Genomic DNA, 24,334 nt, shown 5'->3' on the forward strand with positions numbered 1-24,334 from the left:
GTAGTTAGATTATTTCTGCTGCTGAGCGTCTTCCGCTGAAGCGAAAATAGAAGTTTTATCTACACGGATACGTACTCCATCCGCTACCTCGATTAGCATATAAGTATCACCGATCTCTTTGATCTTTCCATAGATACCTCCGGCGGTAATCACTTTATCGCCTGTTTTCAACGCCTCACGTGATTTCTGGATTTCTTTTTGTTTCTTTTGTTGCGGACGGATCATGAAGAAATAGAAGATAGCTACGATAACTACCATCATCAAAATACCGGACCACTGACTTCCTCCAGCTGGAGCTTGAAGTAAAATACTGAGTAAGTTCATACTATAATAATCGTTTTACAAGTTAATATCAATAATGATATGCACAAATGTAATGATAATAATTAATCTTTGAGCAATAACTTCTCTTTTTTTAATTCGTTGACTATTGAATCCAGAATTCCGTTAATGAATGTTCCGCTTTTAGGTGTACTATAATACTTTGCGGCATCGATATATTCATTTAAGGTAACGTTGATGGGAATGGTCGGGAACGATAAAATCTCGGCTAAGGCGACTTGCATGATGATCAAGTCCATATTGGCGATACGTTCGGTTTCCCAATTCTTCATATGTTTGTCGATGCGTTCACGATATTCCTTACCTTTCAACAAACTTTGACGGAATAACTTGATTGCGAAAGCCTTGTCTTCCAAATCCTTGAACATTGGCAATAAGGCTTGTTTACTACCTTTCTTCTCCTCGAATTTCTTGATAGTCTTCAAGGCGAAAGTCTCTACGATCTCAATATCGTCGTTCCAGTAGATGCTTTTGTCTTCCAGATATTCCTCTATCATCTCGTTCCCACAGATTACTTTCTTGAAGATCTGGCGCCAGAACTCACGATCCGTCTCGTACGAGTCTTCTTCGTTTTTCAAGTATTCGGCGTAAATTTCAGAGCTTAAGATCGTATCCAATACGTTTTTAACAAACTCCTCGTCGTTACTCCATGAGAGACCTTGCTCGTCCACATACTTTTTCAACGTATCGTTTTCCGCTAATTGAGCGACAAAACGATTGTCTACGAAGCGTGTATTCGGGTTTAACTCCTCATCGGTAGGCATGTATTTGCACTTCCGGGTGTCAAGGATCCTTCTTTGCAGGTTGGTAACTTCGATAATTAGGAGTAAGAAATAATAATATAAGTCATATGACTTCTGAAGGCTGAAAAGCAATTCGTTTTCCGCAACTTTGAGGTCACCGTTTCCGTTTTGATAGTAAGAGTATACTATCTGTAAAACTTTAATGCGGATTAAAATTCTGTTGATCATCGTTTGAAGGAACTTCTTATTATAAATTAGGTGCAAAGGTAGTCGTTTTTTCCATAAAAGAATCCGGATTTACTTAATTTTATATGTGTTAGATGATATTTTACAAATTTAGCCTCAATGGGCGTATTTTCGATCGTTAAAATAGTTGCTAATTAAAAAAAAATGCACATATTTGAAGCAAGTTATATAAAGTGGGTGGTTTTTTAACGAATGTTAGCTGTCATGGAAGAATCAAGGAATAAAAAACATGTTGAAGGTGGCGACAGGGAGATTCTATACTCTAAAGCCATTAAAGCGGGAAAACGGATTTATTATCTGGATGTGAAGAGGAATTTGAAAGATGACCTATTCGTTGCCGTTACGGAAAGTAAGAAAATTCAATCAAAGGATGGTTTGCAAATCTCATTTGAGAAGCATAAGATTTTCCTTTATAAGGAGGACTTTGAGAAGTTCATGGAGGGAATGCAAGATGTAATCAGTTATATCAAGAACTCAAATCTGAAGAAATCCGCGGAAGACGTGGTGGAACCTGAAGAGGAGGAAACGATTCATGGCGATTCCCCGGAGGAGGATATGGCTTCCGGTGCTATAAAGTTGGATATTGAGTTTTAATGTAACACGAAGAGAAAAAGATAACGGGCTGTTTTACTCATGGAGAGAAACAGCCCGTTATGTGTTAGGAGCTTTCCGCAAAGGAAAATCCTATTCTTTGCTGCGAATTATTCAGCCGGGTGGATAGCCTCTGTAGGACATGCGTCAGCGCAAGTTCCACAATCTGTACACATTTCAGGGTTGATGCTGTATTTATCACCTTCTGAAATTGCTCCTACCGGACACTCATCAATACAAGTTCCGCATGCAATACAATCATCGCTAATTACGTAAGCCATTTTTTTAAACGTTTAAATTGATAACTATTAGTAGGTGCAAAAATATAGCTTTCTTTCTATTTAAAAAATATCTACTGGCTTATTTTCTTCAAAAATCTTCTTTTTTGCAATATCTTTGTCGGGTTTTCGTTATTAAACAAAATAGGTTGAGATTTGAGACGATTATTACTTATATTATATGTGGTAAGCTTGGCTACCATGGGAGCCATGGCTCAAAAGGAAAGGGTGAGGAATCAGCCGTACGCTGATTTGAAATGGCTTCATCTGGGGTTTCATGTGGGTATTCACTCGCAGGATTTGTTATTGACCCATACCGGTGTCATGACCAATGGAGAGACTTGGTTCGCGGAGATTCCTTCTTACTCACCCGGCTTTAGTGTCGGGGTGATCGGAGATATGTATATGAATCCTTATTTCAATTTACGCTTCACGCCTTCTATCCATTTCGGGGATAAGAAATTTAAGTTTCGGGAACAGGCTACGGGAGAGGAATTCATCACGAACGTTCGTTCCAGTTATCTGAATTTCCCCTTAGACGTTAAATATACGGCTTTACGCTTGAATAATTACCGTCCTTATTTGATCGGCGGTATCTATGGCTCCGTGGATATAGGCCGTAAGAAAGGTAATCCGATTCTATTGAAAAGCACGGACTTCGGATTTGAGTTTGGCTTGGGATGTGATATCTATCTACCCTACTTTAAGTTATGCCCGGAGCTGAAATTCTGTTTCGGATTGGTTAACCTATTGGAGAAAGATCGTCCGGACTTGGTAGATCAAGCAAATATCAAATATACGGATGCCTTATCGAAAGCTACATCCCGTATGGTGATCCTGACATTTAATTTCGAATAAATAACTCGATATAGATATAAGCGGCCGGTATAGCCATCATTACGCTATCGAAGCGATCCAGCATGCCTCCATGTCCGGGTAATACATGCCCGGAATCTTTCACGCCTAACGTACGTTTCATCAAAGATTCGATCAAGTCGCCCCAAGTTCCGAATACTACGATCGTGCCGGCTAATCCAAGCCATGTGTACCAGTTTGTGGCCGGCATGAACCAAGCGAATATTTGGGAGGTTATTAATACGAATGCCAACCCTCCGTAAAAACCTTCCCAGGACTTCTTGGGAGAGATACGTTCGAACAATCTTCTTTTTCCAAGCATAGATCCCACTAGATAAGCTCCCGTATCATTTACCCATACGAAAACGAAAATAGCCAAGGCAAAATAGGGGATATGTACGATCTCGCCCGGCGTATTAGGTACCGATGTAATAAAGTTTAGCAGAGAGAAAGAGCCTGCGCAATAGATTTGACCGAATAAGGTCAATGCCCAGTTATTGATTGGATTACTGGCTTTATCGTAAAGCTCGGTGATCATGGTATACATTAAGAATAAAAGATAGGGGAGAAATATATTGCCTCCAACCAAGCCATTGGCGTAACCGAATGTGGCGGCGAAGAGGTAGGCTCCCCCCAAGGAACTGACAAATCGTTTGATGGCGGCATTCTCATAATGTTTGACCAATCCGTAGAACTCCCATAGAGAAAGTCCGGTAATGAGTCCAAATACCGTAAGAAAATAATAGGAGTGGAAATAGATCGCACCGACTAATACCGCGACGAAAATGATGCCAGTCAATGCACGTGTAATCAGATTTTTCAAAACAATAGTGTTTTTGCTTGTTTGTAATTTTGGCTGCAAATATAACTAATAAATTGATAATACAGCAATAAGGAAGGCTGGATAGTAACTTTTGATCAAAGATACACCCCAGCCTTACTTGTTATGAATGTCTTGACTTTGGTCAAGCTATTTTCCCTGTCTTGTTTTCTTCGGTAGGAGTATCGGTTACGTTTTCCGTTGTTGCGTCCGCTTCCGCCTCCTTATCCGCATTCTCCTTGTTCTTTCCGTTAGCCTTTTCCTGCAACTCCAGAATCTCTTGGGAACGGGAGATCCAGGCGCGTTTCCCGAAGATATGCTCTACATCTTCCGAGTAGATTACCTCACGATCCAATAATACCTGCGCAAGTTTACTATGTCCTTCCTTATTCTCGGATAATATCCGTTTTGCCCTGTCGTATTGCTCATTGATGATCTTCTGTACTTCCGTATCGATCAATTTCGCGGTCTCCTCACTATAAGGCTTGGTGAATCCCCAATCCTGTCCGGTGGAGTCGTAATAGTTCAAGTTTGGAAGTTTATCGCTCATACCGAAGTAAACGACCATCGCATATGCTTGTTTCGTGACACGTTCCAAATCGTTGGATGCGCCTGTGGATATTTTTCCCAAAACTAATTCCTCTGCGGCACGTCCTCCTAAAGTAGCGCACATCTCATCCTGCAATTGCTCGCGGGTGGTGATCTGTCTCTCTTCCGGCAAATACCATGCCGCACCTAATGCCTTACCACGGGGAACGATTGTCACCTTAACCAGCGGATTGGCATGTTCCAACAACCAACTTAACGTAGCGTGACCGGCCTCATGGTTCGCGATACATTTCCGTTCTTCCTCCGTCGTGATCTTCGAACGTTTTTCCAGACCGCCGACAATGCGGTCTACCGCATTCATGAAGTCTTCTTTCTGTACGAATTTCTTTCCGTTACGGGCGGCGATCAAAGCGGCCTCATTACAAACATTAGCGATATCAGCACCCGAGAAGCCCGGAGTCTGCCTTGCTAGGAACTCAGCGTCTACGCTTTCATCTATCTTGATCGGACGCAAATGCACCCCGAATATCTCTTTACGTTCATTCAAATCCGGTAATTCAACATGGATTTGTCGGTCAAAACGTCCGGCACGCAACAACGCTTTATCCAAAATGTCCGCACGGTTTGTAGCGGCTAAGATAATAACACCACTGTTAGAGCCGAAACCATCCATTTCGGTCAACAACTGGTTCAACGTGTTCTCACGCTCATCGTTGCTATTCATATTCGCGTTCTTCCCACGGGCACGGCCTACCGCATCGATCTCATCGATAAAGACGATACAAGGAGATTTTTCCTTCGCTTGGCGGAATAAGTCACGCACACGGGAGGCGCCTACACCGACAAACATCTCCACGAAATCAGAACCAGACAAGGAGAAAAACGGCACATTAGCTTCTCCGGCAACAGCCTTCGCCAATAATGTCTTACCGGTTCCCGGAGGGCCTACCAACAATGCACCCTTGGGTATCTTACCTCCTAATTCAGTATATTTTTCCGGATTCTTCAAGAAAGAGACGATTTCCTCTACCTCTTGTTTCGCTTCCGCCAATCCGGCGACATCCTTGAATGTCACCTTACGGTCATTATCTTTATCAAAAAGCTGAGCTTTTGCCTTACCAACGCTGAACACGCCACCCGGACCTGCGCCGGTACCACCGGACATACGTCTCATCAAGAACATCCATACACCGATCAATAAGATAATCGGGCCGAATGAAACCAAGAAATTCCAGATAGCGTCATCGCCTTCCTCGAACCGGACTTGTGTATCGATATGACTATCGGCTACCGCTTTGTCATAGAAATCGGAAAACTTGTCGGCCGACGGGATCTTTACGTATACTTTCGGAGAAACCCCGATTTTAGAAACGTCCATATTCCCAAAGACCTGTTCAGTCTTTCCATTTTTCACTGTAGCCTCCACCAAATTCTTCTTGTTGTAGACTGTCATTTTATCGAATACGTTTTCCTGCGCTAGTTTCTGGAACTCTGTCCAGCCTAGCTCTTTCGTTCCCGAAGAATCATTTGTCATGTATAGGGCAACAAGCATGATGAAGATCAACCCGTACATCCAATACAAATTAAAGCGGAACATCTTAGGTTTCCCGCCCTTCGGTGTTTTATTAAATATATCGTTTTTATTTTCCATAAGAGATTATCATCAAATATTTAGGCCGGCTTAATCAATGTTAGGTACTTGTATAACCTTCGAGTCTGCCCAAAGGTTCTCTAAGTTATAAAATGCACGTTGTTCCGGCAGGAATATATGTACAAGAACCGTGCCATAATCCATGCCGATCCATTGAGCGCCCTGTGTACCGTCAATGGATAATGGTTTCTCGTTCGCGTTCTTGCGTGCGAAATCCCATACGGAATCAGATAACGCTGAAACTTGGGTAGGAGTGTTTCCCTCACAAATAACCATATATTGACAAATGGCACCAGAAGTCTGGCTTAAATCTACTGTTACAATATTTTTGCCCCTTTTTTCTTGAAGGCCTTCAACAATCGTTTTTACTAATTCTTTTGTTTGATCCATTTATTTCTATTGATATAATTTTCCAAGTCGCAAATATACTTCTTAATTCGTTACATACGTCTTTTTCTTTCATTAATATATGTGTAATACCTTGTTTGAGACTATCTCCTCGATCGTTATAAGCTTTTAAAAAAACACGTACGTCTTTTTGAGAAAACATGTACGTGTTTTATCCGAAAGACGTACGTGTTTTTTCTGGACATTTTTTTCGAAAGTTTGTTTGCAAATTTTGAAAAAGTATATACCTTTGCATCCGCTAACAAGAGAGTTGGTGATTTGTTAAATATTGTTCTATGGTGTAATGGTAGCACAACAGATTCTGGTCCTGTTTGTCCTGGTTCGAATCCAGGTAGAACAACGTTTAAAGTTTACTTGACAATTTTGTAGAGATTGTTCTATGGTGTAATGGTAGCACAACAGATTCTGGTCCTGTTTGTCCTGGTTCGAATCCAGGTAGAACAACATAAAAAAGCCTCGTTATTCGATAAGAGTAGCGAGGCTTTTTTGTTGTAGATATCATGTTTTTATTTGTAACGAAGCCATTTGGACATCTCCTTTATACTAGGTTTCTTACCATACATGAGAATGCCTACACGGTATATTTTGGCGGAAAACCAAGTAAAACCGATGGATGATATATACAAAAATCCAATGGAAAGTAGTATTTCCCACAAAGGCACCTCGAATGGCACCCGGACCATCATGACGATCGGAGAAGTGAAGGGGATCATGGAGCACCAGAAAGCTAATGGTCCGTCAGGGTTTTCCATGCTATAGATCCCCGCATAGAGGGCGAAAACCAAAAGAAGCGTGACTGGTAGCATGAATTGTTGCGTGTCTTCTTGGCCGTCTACAGCTGATCCGATAGCGGCGAATAAAGAAGAATATAATAAGTAGCCGCCTATGAAATAAGCAATAAACAAGATGCCTATCTCGGTGAAGTTAATCGTATGAAGCATCTCTATCCATTCATTTGCCGGCTGCTGGGCTGCGATAACCGTCATGTTAGGGGTTGTGTTAAGTGCCATGCTTGATTGCAAGATCTCGCTTTCCATACCTCCTCCCAAAAAGAAAGTTCCCCCGGTGATGAGAATAAAGGTCATAACCGCCCAAAGGAATACTTGCGTAAGCCCGACAAAACCGATTCCTATAATTTTACCCATCATTAAGTCGAAAGGTTTGACGGACGAGATCATAATCTCGATGATCCGGTTCGTCTTTTCTTCCATAACCCCTTGCATGACCATTCCTCCATAGATTAGGATGAACATATAGATAAGCATGGTGAAAATTACTCCGGTTATGGATGCCACTACGGACGAGGATTGCTTTTCGCTTCCGTCATCCCCCCATTTGATCGTTTGTATGTTGAAATCTACTTTACTTTCTTTTATGATCTCTTGTAGATTGGGGATATTGAATGTTGCCAGTTTGTCACTCTCTATCTGCTTCTTTAATGTCATATTGACGAGTCGGCTCAAATCCGCCGGGATTTGTTTCTTGGAATAGAGGGTTGCGTTTTTCGGATTTTTCTGCAAGTCGTCGGAGATGTTGAGAAATGCGAATATCTCCTTTTCCGACATTTGCCTGTACTTATCCATATCTTTGTCGCCGTTGATAAAACGATAGCTTTCCGTATCCTCGAACAACGGGGCGTATTTGCCGGTGGCGTCGAGTATGGCGACTGTATGAACCTCATCTCCCTTGATGGAAGAGAGCCATAGGGGGACGAACGCAAGTGCAGCGAATAGAAACGGTGTGAGGAACGTGAGCAGGATAAATGACTTTTTACTTACTCTCCGGAGATATTCCCGTTTGATGATTAATCCAATTTTGCTCATACCTTTGATGTGTTTGTACCGGAAACGGTGTTGATAAAAATGTCATTCATAGAAGGGATCTCCTCCGTGAAGGAAAGAATCTCATATTGGGACGCCAGCCGGGTAAGCCAATCGGAGTTACTGATATTTTCTTCCTTGCGTATCCTTAACTCCTCAATACCTCCAGTCTCCTTGCGTACATTTAATATATAGGTATTACTCTTAAACCGTTCCCGTACCTCCTTGACATTGCCGGACAGGACGACCTCAGAGCGATCGATTAAAGCAATCTCGTCACAAATCTCCTCAACGGAGGACATGTTGTGAGTTGAGAATATAATGGTATGTCCGGCCGCCTTCAATTCCAATATCTCTTGTTTAAGGCGATCGGCGTTGACCGGATCGAATCCGCTAAATGGCTCGTCAAAGATCAATAGCTCGGGTTCGTGTATCACGGTAATGATGAACTGTACTTTCTGTTGCATACCTTTCGACAGCTCTTCCAGTTTGCGATTCCACCAAGGCATGATGTCAAATTTCTCGAACCAACGGGTCAAACGACTGCGTGCCTCTGGGTAGGAGAGACCTTTCAATTGTGCCAGATAGATCGCCTGCTCCCCGACTTTCATCTTTTTATACAACCCTCTCTCTTCCGGCAAGTAACCGATCTGGTAGATGTCTTCCGGGCTGGATTCATGGCCGTTGAAGCGAACGATTCCGCTATCCGGTGCCGTAATCCGGTTGATGATCCGGATCAAGGTTGTCTTGCCCGCCCCGTTAGGCCCCAGTAATCCAAAGATTGTTCCTTGAGGAACTTGGATACTTACCTTGTTCAGCGCCAGATGCCCGGCGTACTGTTTTACCACGTTTTCTGTCTCAAGGAAATTCATAGATGTTTTTTTATTACATTTTTAATACGATACGCTCACCTAGCTCTTTGCAGAGCACGTTCTTGATCTCGTTGAGGTGGGCGTTCTGTTTCATTAAATCAAAGATCTGTTCCATGTCACCCTTGTTTTGAGCCTCTTTGATTTTCGCTTGGATATCCTTTATCTTATAGAGGATATAGGCATCTTTCATGGAATAGATTTCCCGGGGTACCAAGTAATCCAATTTATCTTCTTCTTGCTCCAGTTCCCTGAACTTCGTATGATATTTACTAAGCTGGTACTTATCGCTGATAAGGTTGGCGGCAAGCCGGCTGATGTTCGGGTCCGGATGGGCAAGGAAATAACGACTGGCCATAAAGCCCTCGTTTTGACAATGTTCAGCAGCTTCGTCCAGCATTTGTTTGAAGGCTGGCGTATAAAACGTAAGGTCATCACGTTCCAGATCGAAACGGATATAATCGGCGACCCTCATGATGACATGCTCGTTGGTCTCCTCATCTACGTAGTCATAGAGGACACGTTCGCCATATCGTACGATATAGCGCAGAAGAGCCAACTCATAAGCCTCAAAAGGAGAACGTTTCGGTTGGACCTGTATGTTGGGAGCCGTCGGAACCTCGTAGGGAGGAGTAGGGGGCGGACCCGCTTCCTCTTCCGGAATATAGTCCTCGGGCAGTGGAGGCGGAATATTTTCCGGAGGAAGGGTATTCGCCTCTTCCGGTGTATACGGTTGGTAGCCGGGGAAATCCGGATACTCAGGGATCGTATTGGCTGGAGGTTGAACGGGCGGTGTATTCCTTACGGATTTAGCCGCTTGGTTCTCTTCCTTGTTGAGACGGATCTTATTGACCTCGTTGAGTAAGACTTGCTCGTCTATCTCCATGGTCGTACTACATTCCCGGATATACACGGAGCGAGCGATATTATCAGGTATAATCGCTACCGTACGGATAATATCCGAGATCAGGGCGGAACGTTTGATCGGATCACCCCCCGCTTCCGCCAATAGTAACTTTGTCTTGAAACGGATGAAATCCGTCTCGTTCTGGCTGATAAACTCTGCGAACTCGCTCGCGCTATGGCTACGGGCAAACGAGTCCGGATCTTCTCCCGCCGGAAGAAGCACGACCTTGACGTTCATCCCTTCTTCCAATAACATATCGATACCCCGGAGGGCCGCTTTGATTCCGGCGGCGTCTCCATCGTATAATACCGTGATATTATTCGTGAAACGATGTATGAGCCGGATTTGCCCTTGCGTGAGCGCCGTACCCGAGGAGGCAACCACGTTTTCTACGCCCACTTGGTGCATACCGATCACGTCCATATATCCTTCCACCAAGAAACAGCGATCCTGTTTCATGATTGCTTGCTTGGCGAAATAGATGCCGTAAAGCTCGTTGCTTTTATGATAAATCTCGCTTTCGGGGGAGTTTACATACTTTGCGGTCTTCTCGTCCTTTTTCAATACACGTCCGCCGAATGCCACGACCTTTCCGCTTAACGTATGGACGGGAAAGATAACACGTCCTCGAAAACGATCATTCACGTTTCCGTTATCATAAGTGATAACTAAACCGGTTTTCTCGAGGAGTTCCTTTTTATAACCTGCTTTTATAGCGGTTTTGTATAAAGCATCCCGCTGGTCCAAGCTATACCCGAGCTGGAATTTACGGATGATATCTTCCCTCAATCCTCGCTCGGCGAAGTAGCGCATACCTACGCTTTTCCCTTCAACATGCTCATGTAATAAAGTAGAGAAGTATTGCCCCGCCCAACTATTGACGATAAGCATACTTTCCCGGTCGCTACGGATTTGTTTCTCTTTCTCGGTAAGTTCCCGTTCCTGTATCTCTATATTGTATTTTTTCGCCAGAAAGCGTAAAGCGTCGAAATAGCTGAGTTGCTCATGCTTCATGATGAAGTGAACGGCGGTTCCACCTTCTCCGCAAGCGAAACACTTACAGATATTCTTTGAGGGGGATACGTAAAAAGACGGTGATTTGTCCGAATGAAACGGGCATAATCCTACATAGTTGATCCCTCGTTTCCGAAGAGTCACGAATTCAGAGACAACATCCACGATGTTCGCCGCATCCAATATCCGGTCTATGGTAGGTTGATCGATCATTTTAAATTACTCCTTTTTTAGCGAACACAAATGTAGTGAAAAATAACCAAACACAAACAAGAGCCAATGTTTGCTTGTGTTTAGTTATTTTTCCCTATATTTGCAACGTGAAACGAATGCTACTCGCCAAGTACGCCTTCCAACTTATAAGACTATATTTTGTAACTGATTGGATATTAATAGAATATATATCCTTTCAGGACTAGAAGAATTATCCATCATCCTGTGGAACATCCTTTGACAGACAATTGGTTCGTATTGCGAGACCTGACCCGTCCCAATGCTAAACGCCCGGCCTATAGGTTGCTGGAGGAAAAGGGCATAGAGGTTTTCACTCCTATGCGTTGGCAGTTGGTCGAGAGGAAGGGTAAGCGGATTCGTGAGGAGGTTCCTCTTCTGCACGATTTACTTTTTGCCCATACGACCTGTGCGTGTATGGATCCAATCGTAGAAGAGATTAGTACTCTCCAATATCGTTATTTGCGTGGTGGCTACCGTAAGCCGATGACGGTAGGCCATGCGGAGATGAACCGTTTTATCCGTGCTGTCCATTCCGATGATTCCCCGCGTTATTTCTTGGTTGAAGAATTAACCCCTGCGATGTACGGTCGCATGATCCGCATCGAGGGTGGCCCATTGGATGGCTACGAGGGACGTTTACTCTCTATACGAGGGGCCCGTGTGAAACGTTTGATCGTGGAGATCCCCGGTCTGTTGGTCGCCGCTGTAGAGGTCGATCCTGAATATATTCGATTATTATAACATATATAAATACTCTTGGATTAGACAGATATATACTAACCTTGCCTAAGGAGTATATCTTCTATGTCTGGAGGAGATATCTCCTTGGGCTAAGTAAGTAGTACTTCGTATATATAATCTCGTAAGCGCTCAATTTTTGAAAGCTGAGCAAAAAAGTATGTTAGATGACTTGCGCCATGCACTTAAGATACTTGGGGGATGCACTTAAGATACTTTTATTGAGTATTCAAAAAAGGGATCATGGCTAATGTTAAAATCAAAATTAATTTTTAATACAACCCGGTTTAGGGCACAGTAAAGTACCCCATTCAAAGGGGTATGCCCTAAATTGAGTGCTTACAAGTATGTCTGGGCTTTGGTGAACAAACAGGAGAATATCACTTATTGTCTCTTATGACAAAGACGAGGATGACAGCCGTGGTAGCCGTCCTATTGAAACTTTCTAGGGAAGCTTTCTTGGAAGTATACAGTCTGACGGATATGTGGTTTACAAGCACTTGGCAGAGGTAAATCCTAAATGTGAGTTTATACTCTGTTGGGCGCATGTACGCAATAAGTTTGCCATGACCTTTGAGGCAAGGATGCGGATGCCGAATGGTTTGTTCAGAAAATAGGCGAGTTGTATAAGATAGAGGCTGAATGTATCCTGAAACGCTTAAAGCCTCATAAGATAAAAAATCAACGGTGCCAGGATGATGTAACACGCATATTGACTTCTATTTATGAAAAGGCGGTGAAGCTGTTGAAGAATAAACGAAAACATTATAGTGAGATGATGCGGAAGTCGCTGAGTTATATGATCTATGGTTGGGAAGAACTTCAGAATTACAGGAAGGACGGATGTTACACCATAGACAATATCTTTGTAGAAAGAGCCATTCGGCCTTTTACGGTACATCGAAAAACTCTTTGTTTTTTAGTAGCGAAGAGGGTGTTGAAACAGCACTGGCATTTTTCACTCTGATTGAGACCTGCAAGAATGTAGGTCTCAATCAGAGTGACTATATCGCAACTACAATCAAGCTTTTGATGGACGGGAATAAGAATTATGATGACCTCGTTCCTATGTCAATGGCTATATAATACATGACAAATCGTTAAATTTAAAAATATTCAAAAGTTCATCTTCTTGATTTTTAAGAAGGTGTACATGGTTGAGTGCTTACTATTTACAATGGCAAAGACAATAAAGAGGAACTTTGTGTATAATCTGTTGTTGCAGATTTCTGCCGTATTGTTTCCTATCATTACAGCTCCGTATATTGCGCGGGTGTTGGATCCGGACGGTGTGGGTATCGTCAATTTTGTCAATACCTATGCTTCCTATTTTGCCCTGTTCGCTGTTCTTGGCATACCGACATATGGGATTCGTGAAATTGCGAAGCGGCAGGGCAACTTGAAAGAAATGGAACGATTCCTTTCACAAATGATTAGCATTGAACTGGTATCGACATTTGTCATTAGTCTGCTTTTCATAGGTTCCGTGTTGTGGATAGATCAATTGAAAGAGAATGCGCTATTGTTTCTGTTGGCGGGAATATCTCTTTATATGACGCCTTTTAAGATAGAGTGGTTTTTTAAGGGGCAAGAAAAGTTTGGCTATATAACATTTCGCTCATTGGTTATTCGCACGGTCAGTATCCTATTGCTGTTCGTCTTTGTTCGTACCAAACATGATCTGGTTAATTACGTTTTGCTAAGCCTTTTCTCTACGATTGCGAATGAATTTTGGAACTATTTAAAGGTTTTGAAATTAGGAATAAGACCTTATATTACATTCAAGGGATGTAAGACGCATTTGAAAGCTGTCTTGGTGTTATTGGGTTCTTCTGTCGCTATCAGCATCTATGTGATGTTGGATACGTTAATGCTGGGTTTCTTGGCCGATTATTCAGAAGTGGGATATTATAATTCGGCAATACATCTGGTAAAAGCCGTTTTGCCATTGGCCACAGCCCTATCAGCGGTTGCTTTGCCAAGGGTCGCAAGTTTTATGCAATCCAATGACATGGAGAGCGTTAATGCTCTCATGCAAAAATCCTTGAATATTGTTTCTTTTTTGGTATTTCCGATGACTATGGGAATAATCCTGGTAGCGCCTACCTTTGTTCCCTTGTTTTTTGGCTCTCAATTTGAGGGAGCCATATTGCCCATGCAAGTTGGAGCCGTCTTGTTGATAGCCATAGGGCTAAATAACTTGAATGGTATCCAGATCCTTACGGGCATGGGAAAGGATAAGCAATTCTTAATGAGTGTAACCAGTGGTGCGGTATCCAATTTTATATTGAATTTGATACTTATCCCCCGATATGGGGCTGTCGGTGCGGCAATCTCGTCTGTCTATGCGGAGGTGCAGATATTTTTGGTGAATGAATATTTCGTGAGGCGTGATACGGTTATTCGGGTGAATCATTATGCGGATGCCGCCAAGTCATTGATAGGGGCCTGCCTTTTCGTACCGTTATGTTATGCGATTGGCCGTTTGCTTGAGGGATGGACTTTTGTGATTGTTGCGGTATTGGCATGTTCGATCGCCTATATGATATCTCAATATGTGCTTAGAAACTCAATATATGGTTTGGTGAGCAATCTCATACTTCCAAAAATTAAAGCAAGGTTTTCATGAAAAGAAAGATTAAAGAAATAATAAAGAAAGCGACATCCGGAGCTTTGCGATTAAAAATTAGAACTTATCAAAAGGCTTTTGATCGTATGTCGATATGGGATACTTTGTTTAAGTATCATTGTTATTATGACAAATTGCCGGGTAGCCTCTCTTCCGCAAATCTGATGGCTAAGATAATAGGTAGATCAGATATTTGTTTGGCCCATGGGTTTATCTATACGTATGATCCAACCAAGACTCGTTTGGTTAGGGCGGGAGTTGAACCGTTAACCAGTATAACGCCGGACTATGCCTTGATAATCAATTCTGATTTACGTGAGATAATGCGTAGTCTTCCTGAAAGAAGCGGGGATAATTCGGATTTCATAGGCACTTTGCATATAGTGACCAAGGCGATTGAAGATAAGGCGAGGGCCATATCGGAGCAACGATACGAGGATGTGCGCTATGAGGCAATGGCGAAAAGACTTCCGGACTTGCTTTATCGAGATTGTCAATCTTTGGTGGAGGCCATACAAAAAATCTTGTTTTACAATGGATTGCTATGGCAAGTGGGGCATCGGCATGTGGGCTTGGGTCGTATGGATTTAGTATTGTATCCTTATTATAAAAAGGATGTGGAAGCCAATAGGCTAAACTATGAGCAGGCGAAAGGTTTGCTAAAAGAAATGTGCTTGTTGTTGGGCAAGGATTCTCCCATGAAGAGCTTGAATCTGATAGGTGATAGCGGTCAGTATATTATATTGGGAGGTGTTGACAAGAATGGGAAAAATACCGATAATGAATTGACCCGTATGTTCTTGGAACTTTTTGAGGAATTAAGAATCCCTGATCCCAAACTCATCTTCCGGGTCAATGAGGAGACACCAATGGATACATGGAAACGTTCGATAAGGTGTTTGGCGAATGGTTGTGGATCTCCGTTGTTTATGAATGAGACCCTTATTATGGAAAATATGGTGAAGTTTGGTTATCGGAACGAGGACGTGTGGAATGTGGGTACGTCAGCCTGTTGGGAACCTCTGATTATAGGAAAATCCTCGGATCAAAATAATCCATTCATAAGTATACTCGCTTGCAATGCTTTAAAGAAGGCCTTGACAGAGATGGAAGACGAATTGGATTATGGCGGTTTGCTACAATTGGTGAAACGAAATTTAGCGGAAGAGACACGATCGGTTGTTGTTGATAAGGATTACGATTATTCCCCCATCATGTCGTTATTCAATGAGTCATGTATCCGTTCAGGCAAAGACTTTGCGCATCAGGGAAGCGATTATATGTATCAAGGCGCCCAATTACTAGGCTTGCCCAATTTGGTGAATTCCTTGTTGAACATCAAGAAATACGTTTATGAGCAGGGATTGGTCTCCTTGGGCATATGCAGGGAGATCGTACAGACCGATTATGAGAATCACCTTGATATAAAGCAATTGTTCAAGTCGGCTAATGACAAGAAGTTTGGCTTATGTGACGAGTATGTTCTTCGTCTAAGCCAGGAGTTGATTGGAACGGTGAGCGAAACGATAGGAAAACTTACCGCCAACGGGTATAACGTGAAGTTTGGACTAAGTTCTCCAAGTTATATTTCGCGGGGAAAAGTAGCCTCTGCCACACTGGATGGTCGGAATGCCGGTGAGCCATTTGCGGTACACATTTCTCCTCTATCTTCTACGATTGATATTGCGGAAGTCTTGGACTTTGCGAGTTCTTTGTCTTATCCTGTAAATTGCCTGAACGGAAATGTGGTGGATTATGTGATTCCTCCGGTTTATTTGAATAATTCAGACAAGTTGGTTCCCATTTTACGGGATGCGTTCAAGAAAGGATTGTATCAGTTGCAGTTAAATGTCTATGATAGGGCAACTTTGATAGATGCAAAATTGCATCCGGAAAAATATCCGACCTTGGTCGTTCGAGTATGGGGCTTTAGTGCCTATTTCAATGACCTGCCGGAAGAATATAAAGATAACCTGATAGCTAGGGCCGGGGAATATGAGCGCGCTTAATGTAATCTCCATCCAGCGAGGTTGTATTTATGACGGTCTAGGTGTTCGTACGACTGTTTTTTTGAAAGGATGTCCGTTCAGTTGCTCTTGGTGTTGCAATCCGGAAGCGCTCTCTGGTAAAGAATATTATATTGACAATCAGAAATGCCTAAAGGAATTGGGCGTATATTCCTTGTTATGCGAAAGTTGTGAGCGAAAAGGAGGTGCTCGTTCTATCATAGAGTGCCCATTTAGTGTATGTGCGCCTATCGCTAAACGGTATGACTCAGAAGATTTATTGAAAGAGTTATTAAAGGACAGCTCCTTGTTTGAGCAAAGTGGAGGTGGCGTTACGCTTTCGGGAGGTGAGCCACTGTTGCAGTGGAAACCCCTTGTTCCTTTATTGTCTGAATTAAAGGCTGCGAATATTCACGTGTCCATAGAAACAACTTTATATATGCGTGATAAACAAGTTGTGGAACATTTAATTCCATATATAGATGAGTGGATTGTCGATTTGAAGCTACAAAAGGAGCATACGAAAGAGGATTATTTCTATGTACTGCATGGCAATCTTGGATTACTTCGTGAATCGATGTCGAGGATTGCTTATCGATTGGTTTATGTGGAAACTCTACAAGCTGAAAAAGTGATTTCTCAATTGCAAGATTTGGGTATTAATGCTTTTGAGCTATTGAAGTGCCATTCTTTGGCCAAAAGTAAATATGATAAATTGGGAATCCCTTTTATGGATTATACTCCTTCAGATACTGCTTATAATGTATTCTATAGAAAAATGTTGGAGGCTGGTTTACAGATTGTAAAACACGAAATTTAATCATATGATGCAACATTACGATTACTTAATAGTTGGTTCCGGATTGTACGGATCTACGTTCGCTTATAAGGCGAAGCAAGCAGGTAAGACTTGCTTGGTGATTGACAAGCGATCACATGCCGGGGGAAATGTTTATTGTGAGAAAGTAGAGGGCATTAATGTACACAAATATGGAGCGCATATCTTTCATACGAATAACAAGAGTGTATGGGATTTTGTGAATTCTATTGTGGAATTCAATCGTTATACAAATTGTCCGATAGCAAATTTCAAGGGCGAATTATATAATTTACCTTTCAATATGAATACTTTCTATCGGATGTGGGGTGTGACTACACCAACCGAAGCTGTAGCGAAACTTGAGGAACAGCGTGCAGAGGCAAGACGGAGACTGGCAGATTTAAGTGTGTCTGAACCCCGCAATTTAGAAGAACAGGCACAGTTGTTGGTGGGTAAAGATATATACGAGATCTTGATTAAGGAATATACCGAGAAGCAATGGGGGCGTAAGTGTACAGAACTCCCCGCATTCATTATCCGTCGTTTACCAGTTCGTCTCATATATGATAATAATTACTTCAATGATAAATATCAAGGCATTCCTATTGGTGGCTACAATAAACTGATCGAAGGCTTATTGGCTGGAGTTGAAGTGAGATTGAATACGAATTTCTTTGCCAAAAAGGAAGTCCTAATGGCCATAGCTGATCGGATTGTTTATACGGGTGCCATTGATGAATACTTCGATTACTATTATGGTAAATTAGAGTATCGAACAGTTTCGTTTGATATGACTGTCGAAAATTGCACGAATTATCAAGGTAATGCCGTAGTGAACTATACTTCTCATGAACAGCCGTATACCCGTATTATTGAGCATAAGCATTTCGAGATGTTCGGAGCTGAGATAGATGCTTGTCCCAAAACAGTAATCTCTAAAGAGTATAGTACAGAATGGAAAGATGGGTTAGAACCTTACTATCCAGTGAATGATACTCCTAATAATGAATTGGCTGAGAAATATCGGGCATTGGCAGCTAAAGAAGAGAACGTAATTTTCGGAGGGCGTCTAGCGGAATACAAATATTATGATATGGATCAGGTAGTGAGTCAAGTATTAAATTTAGAAATGTAAATAATGGAGAATCATAAAGTTAAAATATTAGTGTGTTGCCATAAAGAGGCTTATGTTCCTAATGATGATATCTATTTACCGATACATGTAGGAAAAGCTATATCTAAGAAGGATCTAGGTTTTCAGGGGGATGATGAGGGAGACAATATAAGCTATAAAAATCCACATTATTGTGAGTTAACCGCATTGTATTGGGCTTGGAAAAATTTGCGTAATGTTGATTATATAGGGCTTTGTCATTATAGAAGATATTTTGATTTTAGAACTAAACCTTTTGTGAAGAAAGAAGCTGTTGTAGTTTCCGAAGAATGGTTTCGTATGCATTCGAAATCTCTTTTACTAAATGTTGATACCTTCAATTTTGATGTTGTTTTGCCAATGTCTATTCCGTTTAGAATGAATATATTAGAGCGTCATGCCTTGAATTTGAATTTTATGGATATGGCGGTTATGGAGAAAGTAGTATTGAAGTTGTATCCTGAATATAGAAAATCATTAGAATATGTATTTTATCATTCCTCGGATGTGCCTCAGAGAAATATGTTTTTAATGAAGAAAGAATATTTTGATCGTTATTGTGAGTTTTTGTTTAATATATTATTTGAGGTAGAAAAGTATGTGAAACTTTCACCATATGCCTATTATAGAAGGGTTTTTGGATTTATGGGAGAAATGTTACTCCCTTTGTTTTGTTATCATAATAAATTAAAGACGCAACGCCGCTATATTGTATATATTGATAATAACGGGAAAAATAAATCTGATATGTTTTATACGGTAAAATATATTCTTTCTAATATCTCATTTAAACTTAATGAATTGTCTACTAAGCCTATTTATTCAGTCTGGAAGAAAGATTTATTAGAGAGTGAGTTCCCTGATTTGTTTAAATAGCTATGTGAACTGTATATGTTAATGCTGAGGGCTTGATATGCTTATTTTTGTAATTGTTTTCTTTCTGATTTTTTTAGTTGGGATAAATAAAATTTGTTGTAAAGACAATATTTCACGATTATGTGTTAATATTCATACGATATGGTGGTCTTTATTGGTTGTTATATCATTGCTTAATATGTTTTCAATGAAGGATGTATCTTTGTTTACATATTTTTTGATATGTTCTTATTATATTTCGTTTAATATTGGCTTTTTGATGGCAAATTACGTTTTTGGAAGTAAAGTATATGCGCTTTGTAATCCTACTAAGAATTTGGATTATTATTTACGTAGTAGAGTTTTTAATATTGCATTGTTGTTATTTGCTATATTTTCAATATATTTAGTTTATCGCTTTTTAGATGTAATATTAATTTCTACATTTGCTGAAGCTCATTTGCTTAGCATCGATTATGAATTATATGGGTCTCCTTTAGCCATGATCATTTTTAATAATGCAACGGTGCCGTTATCTTATTTTTCAATGGTCTTGTTTGCGTTCTTATACCTGAAAAGAAATTTTAGTTTAGTGTTTTTGTGTTTGTTTTTCTATATTACATTGGTCTTTCTAGTAGGATTTGATAAGGGTACTATATTAATGTTTGTTCTGCAATTTGTTTTGATTTGTTTGCTCTTGTATAAAGTCGATATGTCTTATATAGTCGGATGCTATAGTATGAACAAACGTCAAATAACAAAATCTGTAATATTTGTTATGATATTGATTATGATAACAGGTGTTTTGAGTTCTTTGAGAAAGACAGATCGTATAGATATAGTTCTTCTTAGTTTGTACGATTCTTTATGCGATTTTTTAGAGGAAATTGTTGTGTATTTAGTTGGTCCATTTAGAGCTTTAGACTATGCGGTGAATTCTGATTATTTTTTGGATAAACTAGGTGGTTGTTATTTTGGAGAGGCTACATTTTTAGGTTTTAATAAGCTTCTTGATTGGATATTCTCACTGGTCGGAATAGATTATAATAGCTCATATGAGCTTGTAGGTAATACATTGCAGGAGACTTCTGTGGACATTAATTCTTCTGCAACTTCCTTTAATTTTGCTTTCTCTTCAATTCTGTATTATTATCTTGATTTTAAGGTTTTGGGTGTAATTACTATTCCTTTTTTTCTTGGAATTGTATTAAGAATATTAATAAATAAATTTCATCGTTATCCATCAATTCCTGCTTTTGCTTTGTTTGTCTATTTGCTTACTATTTGCTTGACAGGTTTCTTTACTTGGGATTTATCAAAACCGGGGCCTGCTGCCTATTGCCTGTATTTGTTGTTTTTCCATTATTCTTTTGTGTTTAAAAGAGTTTATACATAATGTTTGTAAATAGAATATAGTAATGAAAGTATCTGTAGCTATGGCTGTTTATAATGGAGAGAAATATGTGAGAGATCAGATTATTTCTATACTCAGCCAGTTAAGAAAGGATGATGAACTTATCATATCCTATGATGAATCGTCTGATAATTCATTGTCAATATTGACAGAGTTCGCTCAGTCTGATAAAAGGGTGAAGATATATGATAATCCCTATAAACCAGGTGTTGTGAAAAACTTTCAAAATGCGGTGGAACATTGTTTGGGGGATATTATCTTTCTGTCAGATCAAGATGACGTGTGGTTGCCTAATAAAGTCGATAAGGTACTTCGTGAATTTGAAAATCCCCATGTTGCCGTAGTGATTCATGATTCAAAGCTTACAGATTCAGACTTGAATGTAAGGTTTAAGTCAACGTTTAAATTAAGAGGTGGTGTAAGAACCTCTTTCTTGGGAAATATATATAGGCTTAGCTATATTGGATGTTGTATGGCTTTCAGATCCTTTTATAAGGAACTGGTGGTACCTTTCCCTACAATTTATAGATCTCATGATTGGTGGATAGGGAGTATGTTATCTTGTGGAAAAACAAAAATTAAAGCTATAGATGAAGCTTTGATTCTGCATCGTGAGCATGCGAATAATGCGACGCCTAAAAGTAGACCTCCATTGAACTATCAGCTTCAAGTTCGTTGGATTATTATAAAAAATGTAATAGCCAGATATCTCTATAAAATCAGGATTGATAAATCTCATAATCTCTAGTCTTATGTCAATGTCTCTTTTTAAAATATATAGTAAGATAGCTCTGTTATCACCTAGGATTGAAGTCTTACTTCGACAAATGTATTGGTATAATCACAATTTAGTATCGAGATATAATCCTAATACGGTTTCGGCAAGTATATTTCCTGTGACAGACATACATACTGTTGATTTTGATGCGATTCTTGAACGTTTAGAGGGCTGGGGAGTTCGTAAAGGTTCTTTATTAATAGTTCACTCTTCATACGACTCATTAAAAGCTACGGGATTGTCTCCTCTTGAGATAATAAATAAACTTCGTGGTTTGATAGGAGAAGAAGGCACTCTTGCTATGCCTGTAATACGACATTATAAAAATGAGCCATCTCCAATTGAGAAATTAAAACGAGATTTCGTTTACCCTGAATGTGTGTATAATCCAAAAAGGACACCTGTTGTATCAGGCTTATTGCCCACTTTCTTGATGAGGATGCCTGACGCTGAAATAAGTCTGCATCCATTGAATCCTCTCTGTGCCATAGGTCCTTTAGCCAAAGATATGATGCGGCATAATATTGAAGGGGACATTCCATCTCCGCATGGCATTTATTCTGCATGGCATTTTTGTGTGAGTCATAATGCTTTCGTGTGTAGTTTAGGAACAGATCTTAGGCACCATAATACTATTGGACATGTGGCTGAAGAGGCTTTTGGTAATTGGTATTGGGGTGATGATGATTGGTATAGTGTTCGGAATTTTAGAATAGAAATAGAGAGAAATAATACTATTGATTTAAAGGTTAAGGAGCGAAAAGCTAAGTGGGGTATGTTGCATCAAGCAGAGCTGAATAGATATAAAGATCTCTTAGATAATAGAATTATCAAATCTCAAAGATTTGATAATGTCCTAGTTGAATTTGAAGAATCTTCTAAACTTATAAACTATCTAATGTCTAAGAATAGTAGGGGTTATCCATATTTTAAATAAACGATTAATAGATGTTGTTATCATGAATAATTTAGAAAAACTTAATCAAGCATTTGTCGATGCTTTTGCTATTGATAAAAAATACTTAAAGGATTTGGTATATAAAGGTGTTAGCAATTGGGATTCTGTAGGTCAAATGGTTTTGATCGCTAACCTTGAGGAAGCCTTTGATATTGAAATAAAATCTGATGATATTATGGATATAAATTCTTATAAGGCTGCGGTGTTGATTCTTATGCGAAAATATAATATATCGTTCTAAGATGTTTGATTTGCAGAAGTATTCCTCAAGATTGGCTATAAGATCTGATATAGGAGAATCTATTACATATGCTGAGTTAACTGTTGAGACGGAAAAATTTCACGACGCAATTCCGTATGATGGTCTTGTTTTCATTCTTTGTGAAAACGTAATGGGTTCCTTGTTAGGTTATATATCATGTATGACTAAACATATTCCATGTGTCTTATTAGATGGAAGTAAGGACATAGAGCTTATTCAGCATCTTATTGCTATCTATCATCCTGAGTTCATTTGGTTATCTCAAAAAAGGGTTGGAGAATTTGTTGGTACTGTTATTTACAAATATGAAAATTATTCTATGCTGCAAATGCGGTACGATAGGGATTTCAGTGAAAAAGATAAAGCGATCAACCCAAATTTACTCTTATGTTTGACTACATCAGGTAGTACGGCTTCTCCTAAGTTTGTTAGGCTCTCTGAAAAAAATCTGAGAAGTAATGCGGAGTCTATCGCAGAGTATCTTCAGATTGATGAGAATGAACGCCCCGTGATGTCGTTGCCAATGTATTATAGTTTTGGTATGTCGGTTATTAACTCTCATTTAATTAAAGGTGCTACTATTTTACTGACTGATAAAACAGTGTTGCAGCGTGATTTCTGGGACTTTATTAAAGAAGAAAAAGCGACATCTATTGCCGGTGTTCCATATACGTATGAGATGTTGAGACGTTTAAAATTTTTCTGTATGGATTTGCCTTATTTGAAGACAATGACGCAAGCAGGGGGTAAGATGAATTCTGCTTACGTAAAGGAATATGTGGATTTTGCAGAGGCAAACAATAAGCGATTTGTTGTAATGTATGGCCAGACAGAGGCCTCTCCTCGAATGAGTTATCTTCCTCATGACAAGGCGGTTGATAAATACGCGTCAATTGGCATAGCTATACCAGGAGGTAAATTCTCATTGATAGATGCCGGAGGCGATGTCATAAAGGATGCCGATGTTGAGGGAGAATTGGTATACGAGGGGGAGAATGTCTGTTGGGGATATTCTGAAAAACGACAAGATTTACAACTGGGCGATGAAAATCACGGAATCCTTTATACGGGCGATATAGCTAAAAGGGATGTAGATGGCTTTTTCTATATAGAGGGACGTATGAAAAGATTTGTGAAGGTTATGGGTAATCGTTGTAATTTGGATGCTGTTGAGCAATTTGTGAAGGTTATTACAGCTGATTGCGCATGTGTTGGTGTGGATGATCGAATTTCTGTTTTTGTGACACAGAATGGATTGGAAGATGATATAAAGCATTTTTTGGTAGCAAAAACCGGTTTTAATCAGAGTGTTTTTCGTGTACTTGTTATAGCTGTTATTCCTAAATCTAATTCTGGTAAAATACAATATCCAGAATTGCAGAGAATGTTATAAA

23 protein-coding genes, 2 tRNA genes and 1 pseudogene are annotated in these 24,334 nt (G+C 40.1%); 17 read left to right on the forward strand and 9 right to left on the reverse strand.

All coding sequences use genetic code 11. The features are described from left to right. Positions 1 to 9: 9 nt before the first annotated feature. Positions 10 to 324 carry a preprotein translocase subunit YajC gene (gene yajC / locus DWY79_RS03625; RefSeq protein WP_005864940.1) on the reverse strand — a complete coding sequence of 105 codons (315 nt, stop codon included), beginning with the start codon at positions 322 to 324 and terminating at the stop codon, positions 10 to 12. 62 nt (positions 325 to 386) lie between these two features. Further along, positions 387 to 1,313 (reverse strand): transcription antitermination factor NusB, encoded by a 927-nt coding sequence (gene nusB, locus DWY79_RS03630; protein ID WP_005864942.1) that lies wholly within the window; start codon positions 1,311 to 1,313, stop codon positions 387 to 389. A gap of 222 nt (positions 1,314 to 1,535) precedes the next feature. Between nusB and DWY79_RS03635 the strand changes: the two genes are divergently transcribed. Then, positions 1,536 to 1,925 (forward strand): DUF3276 family protein, encoded by a 390-nt coding sequence (locus DWY79_RS03635; RefSeq protein WP_005864945.1) that lies wholly within the window; start codon positions 1,536 to 1,538, stop codon positions 1,923 to 1,925. Between the two features lie 107 nt (positions 1,926 to 2,032). On the opposite strand, the gene DWY79_RS03640 is transcribed toward DWY79_RS03635, so the two are convergent. After that, entirely contained in the window at positions 2,033 to 2,203 is a 171-nt protein-coding gene (locus tag DWY79_RS03640; protein ID WP_005854886.1) for a DUF362 domain-containing protein, read from the reverse strand. Between the two features lie 153 nt (positions 2,204 to 2,356). Between DWY79_RS03640 and DWY79_RS03645 the strand changes: the two genes are divergently transcribed. Then, on the forward strand, positions 2,357 to 3,058 hold the full coding sequence (locus DWY79_RS03645; RefSeq protein ID WP_008778155.1) for a porin family protein: 702 nt from the start codon (positions 2,357 to 2,359) through the stop codon (positions 3,056 to 3,058). On the opposite strand, the gene DWY79_RS03650 is transcribed toward DWY79_RS03645, so the two are convergent. From DWY79_RS03650 to rsfS, 3 genes are all read right to left on the reverse strand, one after another. Beyond that, positions 3,045 to 3,878, reverse strand: coding sequence for a phosphatidate cytidylyltransferase (locus tag DWY79_RS03650; RefSeq protein WP_005854890.1), 834 nt, complete (start codon positions 3,876 to 3,878; stop codon positions 3,045 to 3,047). The two genes, DWY79_RS03645 and DWY79_RS03650, sit on opposite strands and share 14 nt — an antisense overlap. Before the next feature lie 142 nt (positions 3,879 to 4,020). Further along, the gene (gene ftsH / locus DWY79_RS03655) at positions 4,021 to 6,075 is read right to left on the reverse strand and encodes an ATP-dependent zinc metalloprotease FtsH (RefSeq protein WP_005864950.1); all 2,055 of its coding nucleotides are present in this window, start codon (positions 6,073 to 6,075) and stop codon (positions 4,021 to 4,023) included. 30 nt (positions 6,076 to 6,105) lie between these two features. Then, entirely contained in the window at positions 6,106 to 6,465 is a 360-nt protein-coding gene (gene rsfS, locus DWY79_RS03660) for a ribosome silencing factor (protein ID WP_005854895.1), read from the reverse strand. A gap of 287 nt (positions 6,466 to 6,752) precedes the next feature. Here rsfS and DWY79_RS03665 point away from each other — a divergent pair. After that, positions 6,753 to 6,823 (forward strand) — tRNA-Gln (locus DWY79_RS03665). Positions 6,824 to 6,856: 33 nt separating this feature from the next. Further along, positions 6,857 to 6,927: transfer RNA gene (locus tag DWY79_RS03670), tRNA-Gln, on the forward strand. A gap of 62 nt (positions 6,928 to 6,989) precedes the next feature. Here the strand turns inward: DWY79_RS03670 and DWY79_RS03675 are convergent. From DWY79_RS03675 to dnaG, 3 genes are read right to left on the reverse strand one after another with little or no spacing between them, the layout of a single operon-like run. Beyond that, complete coding sequence (locus DWY79_RS03675) at positions 6,990 to 8,306, reverse strand: ABC transporter permease (protein ID WP_005864952.1); 1,317 nt, start codon at positions 8,304 to 8,306, stop codon at positions 6,990 to 6,992. Then, positions 8,303 to 9,175: an ABC transporter ATP-binding protein gene (locus DWY79_RS03680; RefSeq protein WP_005864954.1), complete on the reverse strand. Its 873-nt coding sequence runs from the start codon at positions 9,173 to 9,175 to the stop codon at positions 8,303 to 8,305. The genes DWY79_RS03675 and DWY79_RS03680 overlap by 4 nt, the downstream gene beginning before the upstream one ends. A gap of 13 nt (positions 9,176 to 9,188) precedes the next feature. Beyond that, complete coding sequence (gene dnaG, locus DWY79_RS03685; protein ID WP_122368863.1) at positions 9,189 to 11,306, reverse strand: DNA primase; 2,118 nt, start codon at positions 11,304 to 11,306, stop codon at positions 9,189 to 9,191. Positions 11,307 to 11,531: 225 nt separating this feature from the next. Between dnaG and DWY79_RS03690 the strand changes: the two genes are divergently transcribed. The 13 genes and pseudogenes from DWY79_RS03690 (at position 11,532) to DWY79_RS03750 (ending at position 24,333) form a co-directional block, all read left to right on the forward strand. Continuing rightward, entirely contained in the window at positions 11,532 to 12,068 is a 537-nt protein-coding gene (locus tag DWY79_RS03690; protein ID WP_008780208.1) for a UpxY family transcription antiterminator, read from the forward strand. 464 nt (positions 12,069 to 12,532) lie between these two features. Continuing rightward, positions 12,533 to 12,682 (forward strand): transposase, encoded by a 150-nt coding sequence (locus DWY79_RS23350; protein WP_122368864.1) that lies wholly within the window; start codon positions 12,533 to 12,535, stop codon positions 12,680 to 12,682. Beyond that, positions 12,664 to 13,032: pseudogene (locus DWY79_RS03700) on the forward strand (transposase); the annotation flags it as partial. The gene DWY79_RS23350 and the pseudogene DWY79_RS03700, both read left to right, overlap by 19 nt. A 210-nt stretch (positions 13,033 to 13,242) precedes the next feature. Then, entirely contained in the window at positions 13,243 to 14,694 is a 1,452-nt protein-coding gene (locus tag DWY79_RS03705; RefSeq protein WP_009018241.1) for a flippase, read from the forward strand. After that, positions 14,691 to 16,703 (forward strand): pyruvate formate lyase family protein, encoded by a 2,013-nt coding sequence (locus DWY79_RS03710; RefSeq protein ID WP_122368866.1) that lies wholly within the window; start codon positions 14,691 to 14,693, stop codon positions 16,701 to 16,703. Before DWY79_RS03705 ends, DWY79_RS03710 begins: the two co-directional genes overlap by 4 nt. After that, on the forward strand, positions 16,690 to 17,520 hold the full coding sequence (locus DWY79_RS03715; RefSeq protein WP_009018243.1) for a 4Fe-4S cluster-binding domain-containing protein: 831 nt from the start codon (positions 16,690 to 16,692) through the stop codon (positions 17,518 to 17,520). Before DWY79_RS03710 ends, DWY79_RS03715 begins: the two co-directional genes overlap by 14 nt. 7 nt (positions 17,521 to 17,527) lie before the next feature. Further along, complete coding sequence (glf, locus tag DWY79_RS03720; protein WP_122368894.1) at positions 17,528 to 18,655, forward strand: UDP-galactopyranose mutase; 1,128 nt, start codon at positions 17,528 to 17,530, stop codon at positions 18,653 to 18,655. Between the two features lie 3 nt (positions 18,656 to 18,658). After that, positions 18,659 to 19,549 carry a DUF4422 domain-containing protein gene (locus DWY79_RS03725; RefSeq protein ID WP_122368867.1) on the forward strand — a complete coding sequence of 297 codons (891 nt, stop codon included), beginning with the start codon at positions 18,659 to 18,661 and terminating at the stop codon, positions 19,547 to 19,549. A gap of 37 nt (positions 19,550 to 19,586) precedes the next feature. Continuing rightward, positions 19,587 to 20,924, forward strand: coding sequence for an O-antigen polymerase (locus DWY79_RS03730; protein ID WP_122368868.1), 1,338 nt, complete (start codon positions 19,587 to 19,589; stop codon positions 20,922 to 20,924). A 22-nt stretch (positions 20,925 to 20,946) separates the two neighbouring features. After that, entirely contained in the window at positions 20,947 to 21,690 is a 744-nt protein-coding gene (locus DWY79_RS03735; RefSeq protein ID WP_122368869.1) for a glycosyltransferase, read from the forward strand. A 148-nt stretch (positions 21,691 to 21,838) separates the two neighbouring features. Further along, complete coding sequence (locus tag DWY79_RS03740) at positions 21,839 to 22,657, forward strand: AAC(3) family N-acetyltransferase (RefSeq protein WP_158593837.1); 819 nt, start codon at positions 21,839 to 21,841, stop codon at positions 22,655 to 22,657. 22 nt (positions 22,658 to 22,679) lie between these two features. Next, positions 22,680 to 22,919: an acyl carrier protein gene (locus tag DWY79_RS03745; protein ID WP_009018249.1), complete on the forward strand. Its 240-nt coding sequence runs from the start codon at positions 22,680 to 22,682 to the stop codon at positions 22,917 to 22,919. A 1-nt stretch (position 22,920) separates the two neighbouring features. Further along, positions 22,921 to 24,333, forward strand: a complete 1,413-nt coding sequence (locus DWY79_RS03750) for an AMP-binding protein (RefSeq protein ID WP_039848856.1) — start codon at positions 22,921 to 22,923, stop codon at positions 24,331 to 24,333. Position 24,334 lies beyond the last annotated feature (1 nt).

It is taken from the genome of Parabacteroides sp. AF27-14 (assembly GCF_003635425.1).
Lineage (GTDB): Bacteria > Bacteroidota > Bacteroidia > Bacteroidales > Tannerellaceae > Parabacteroides > Parabacteroides distasonis.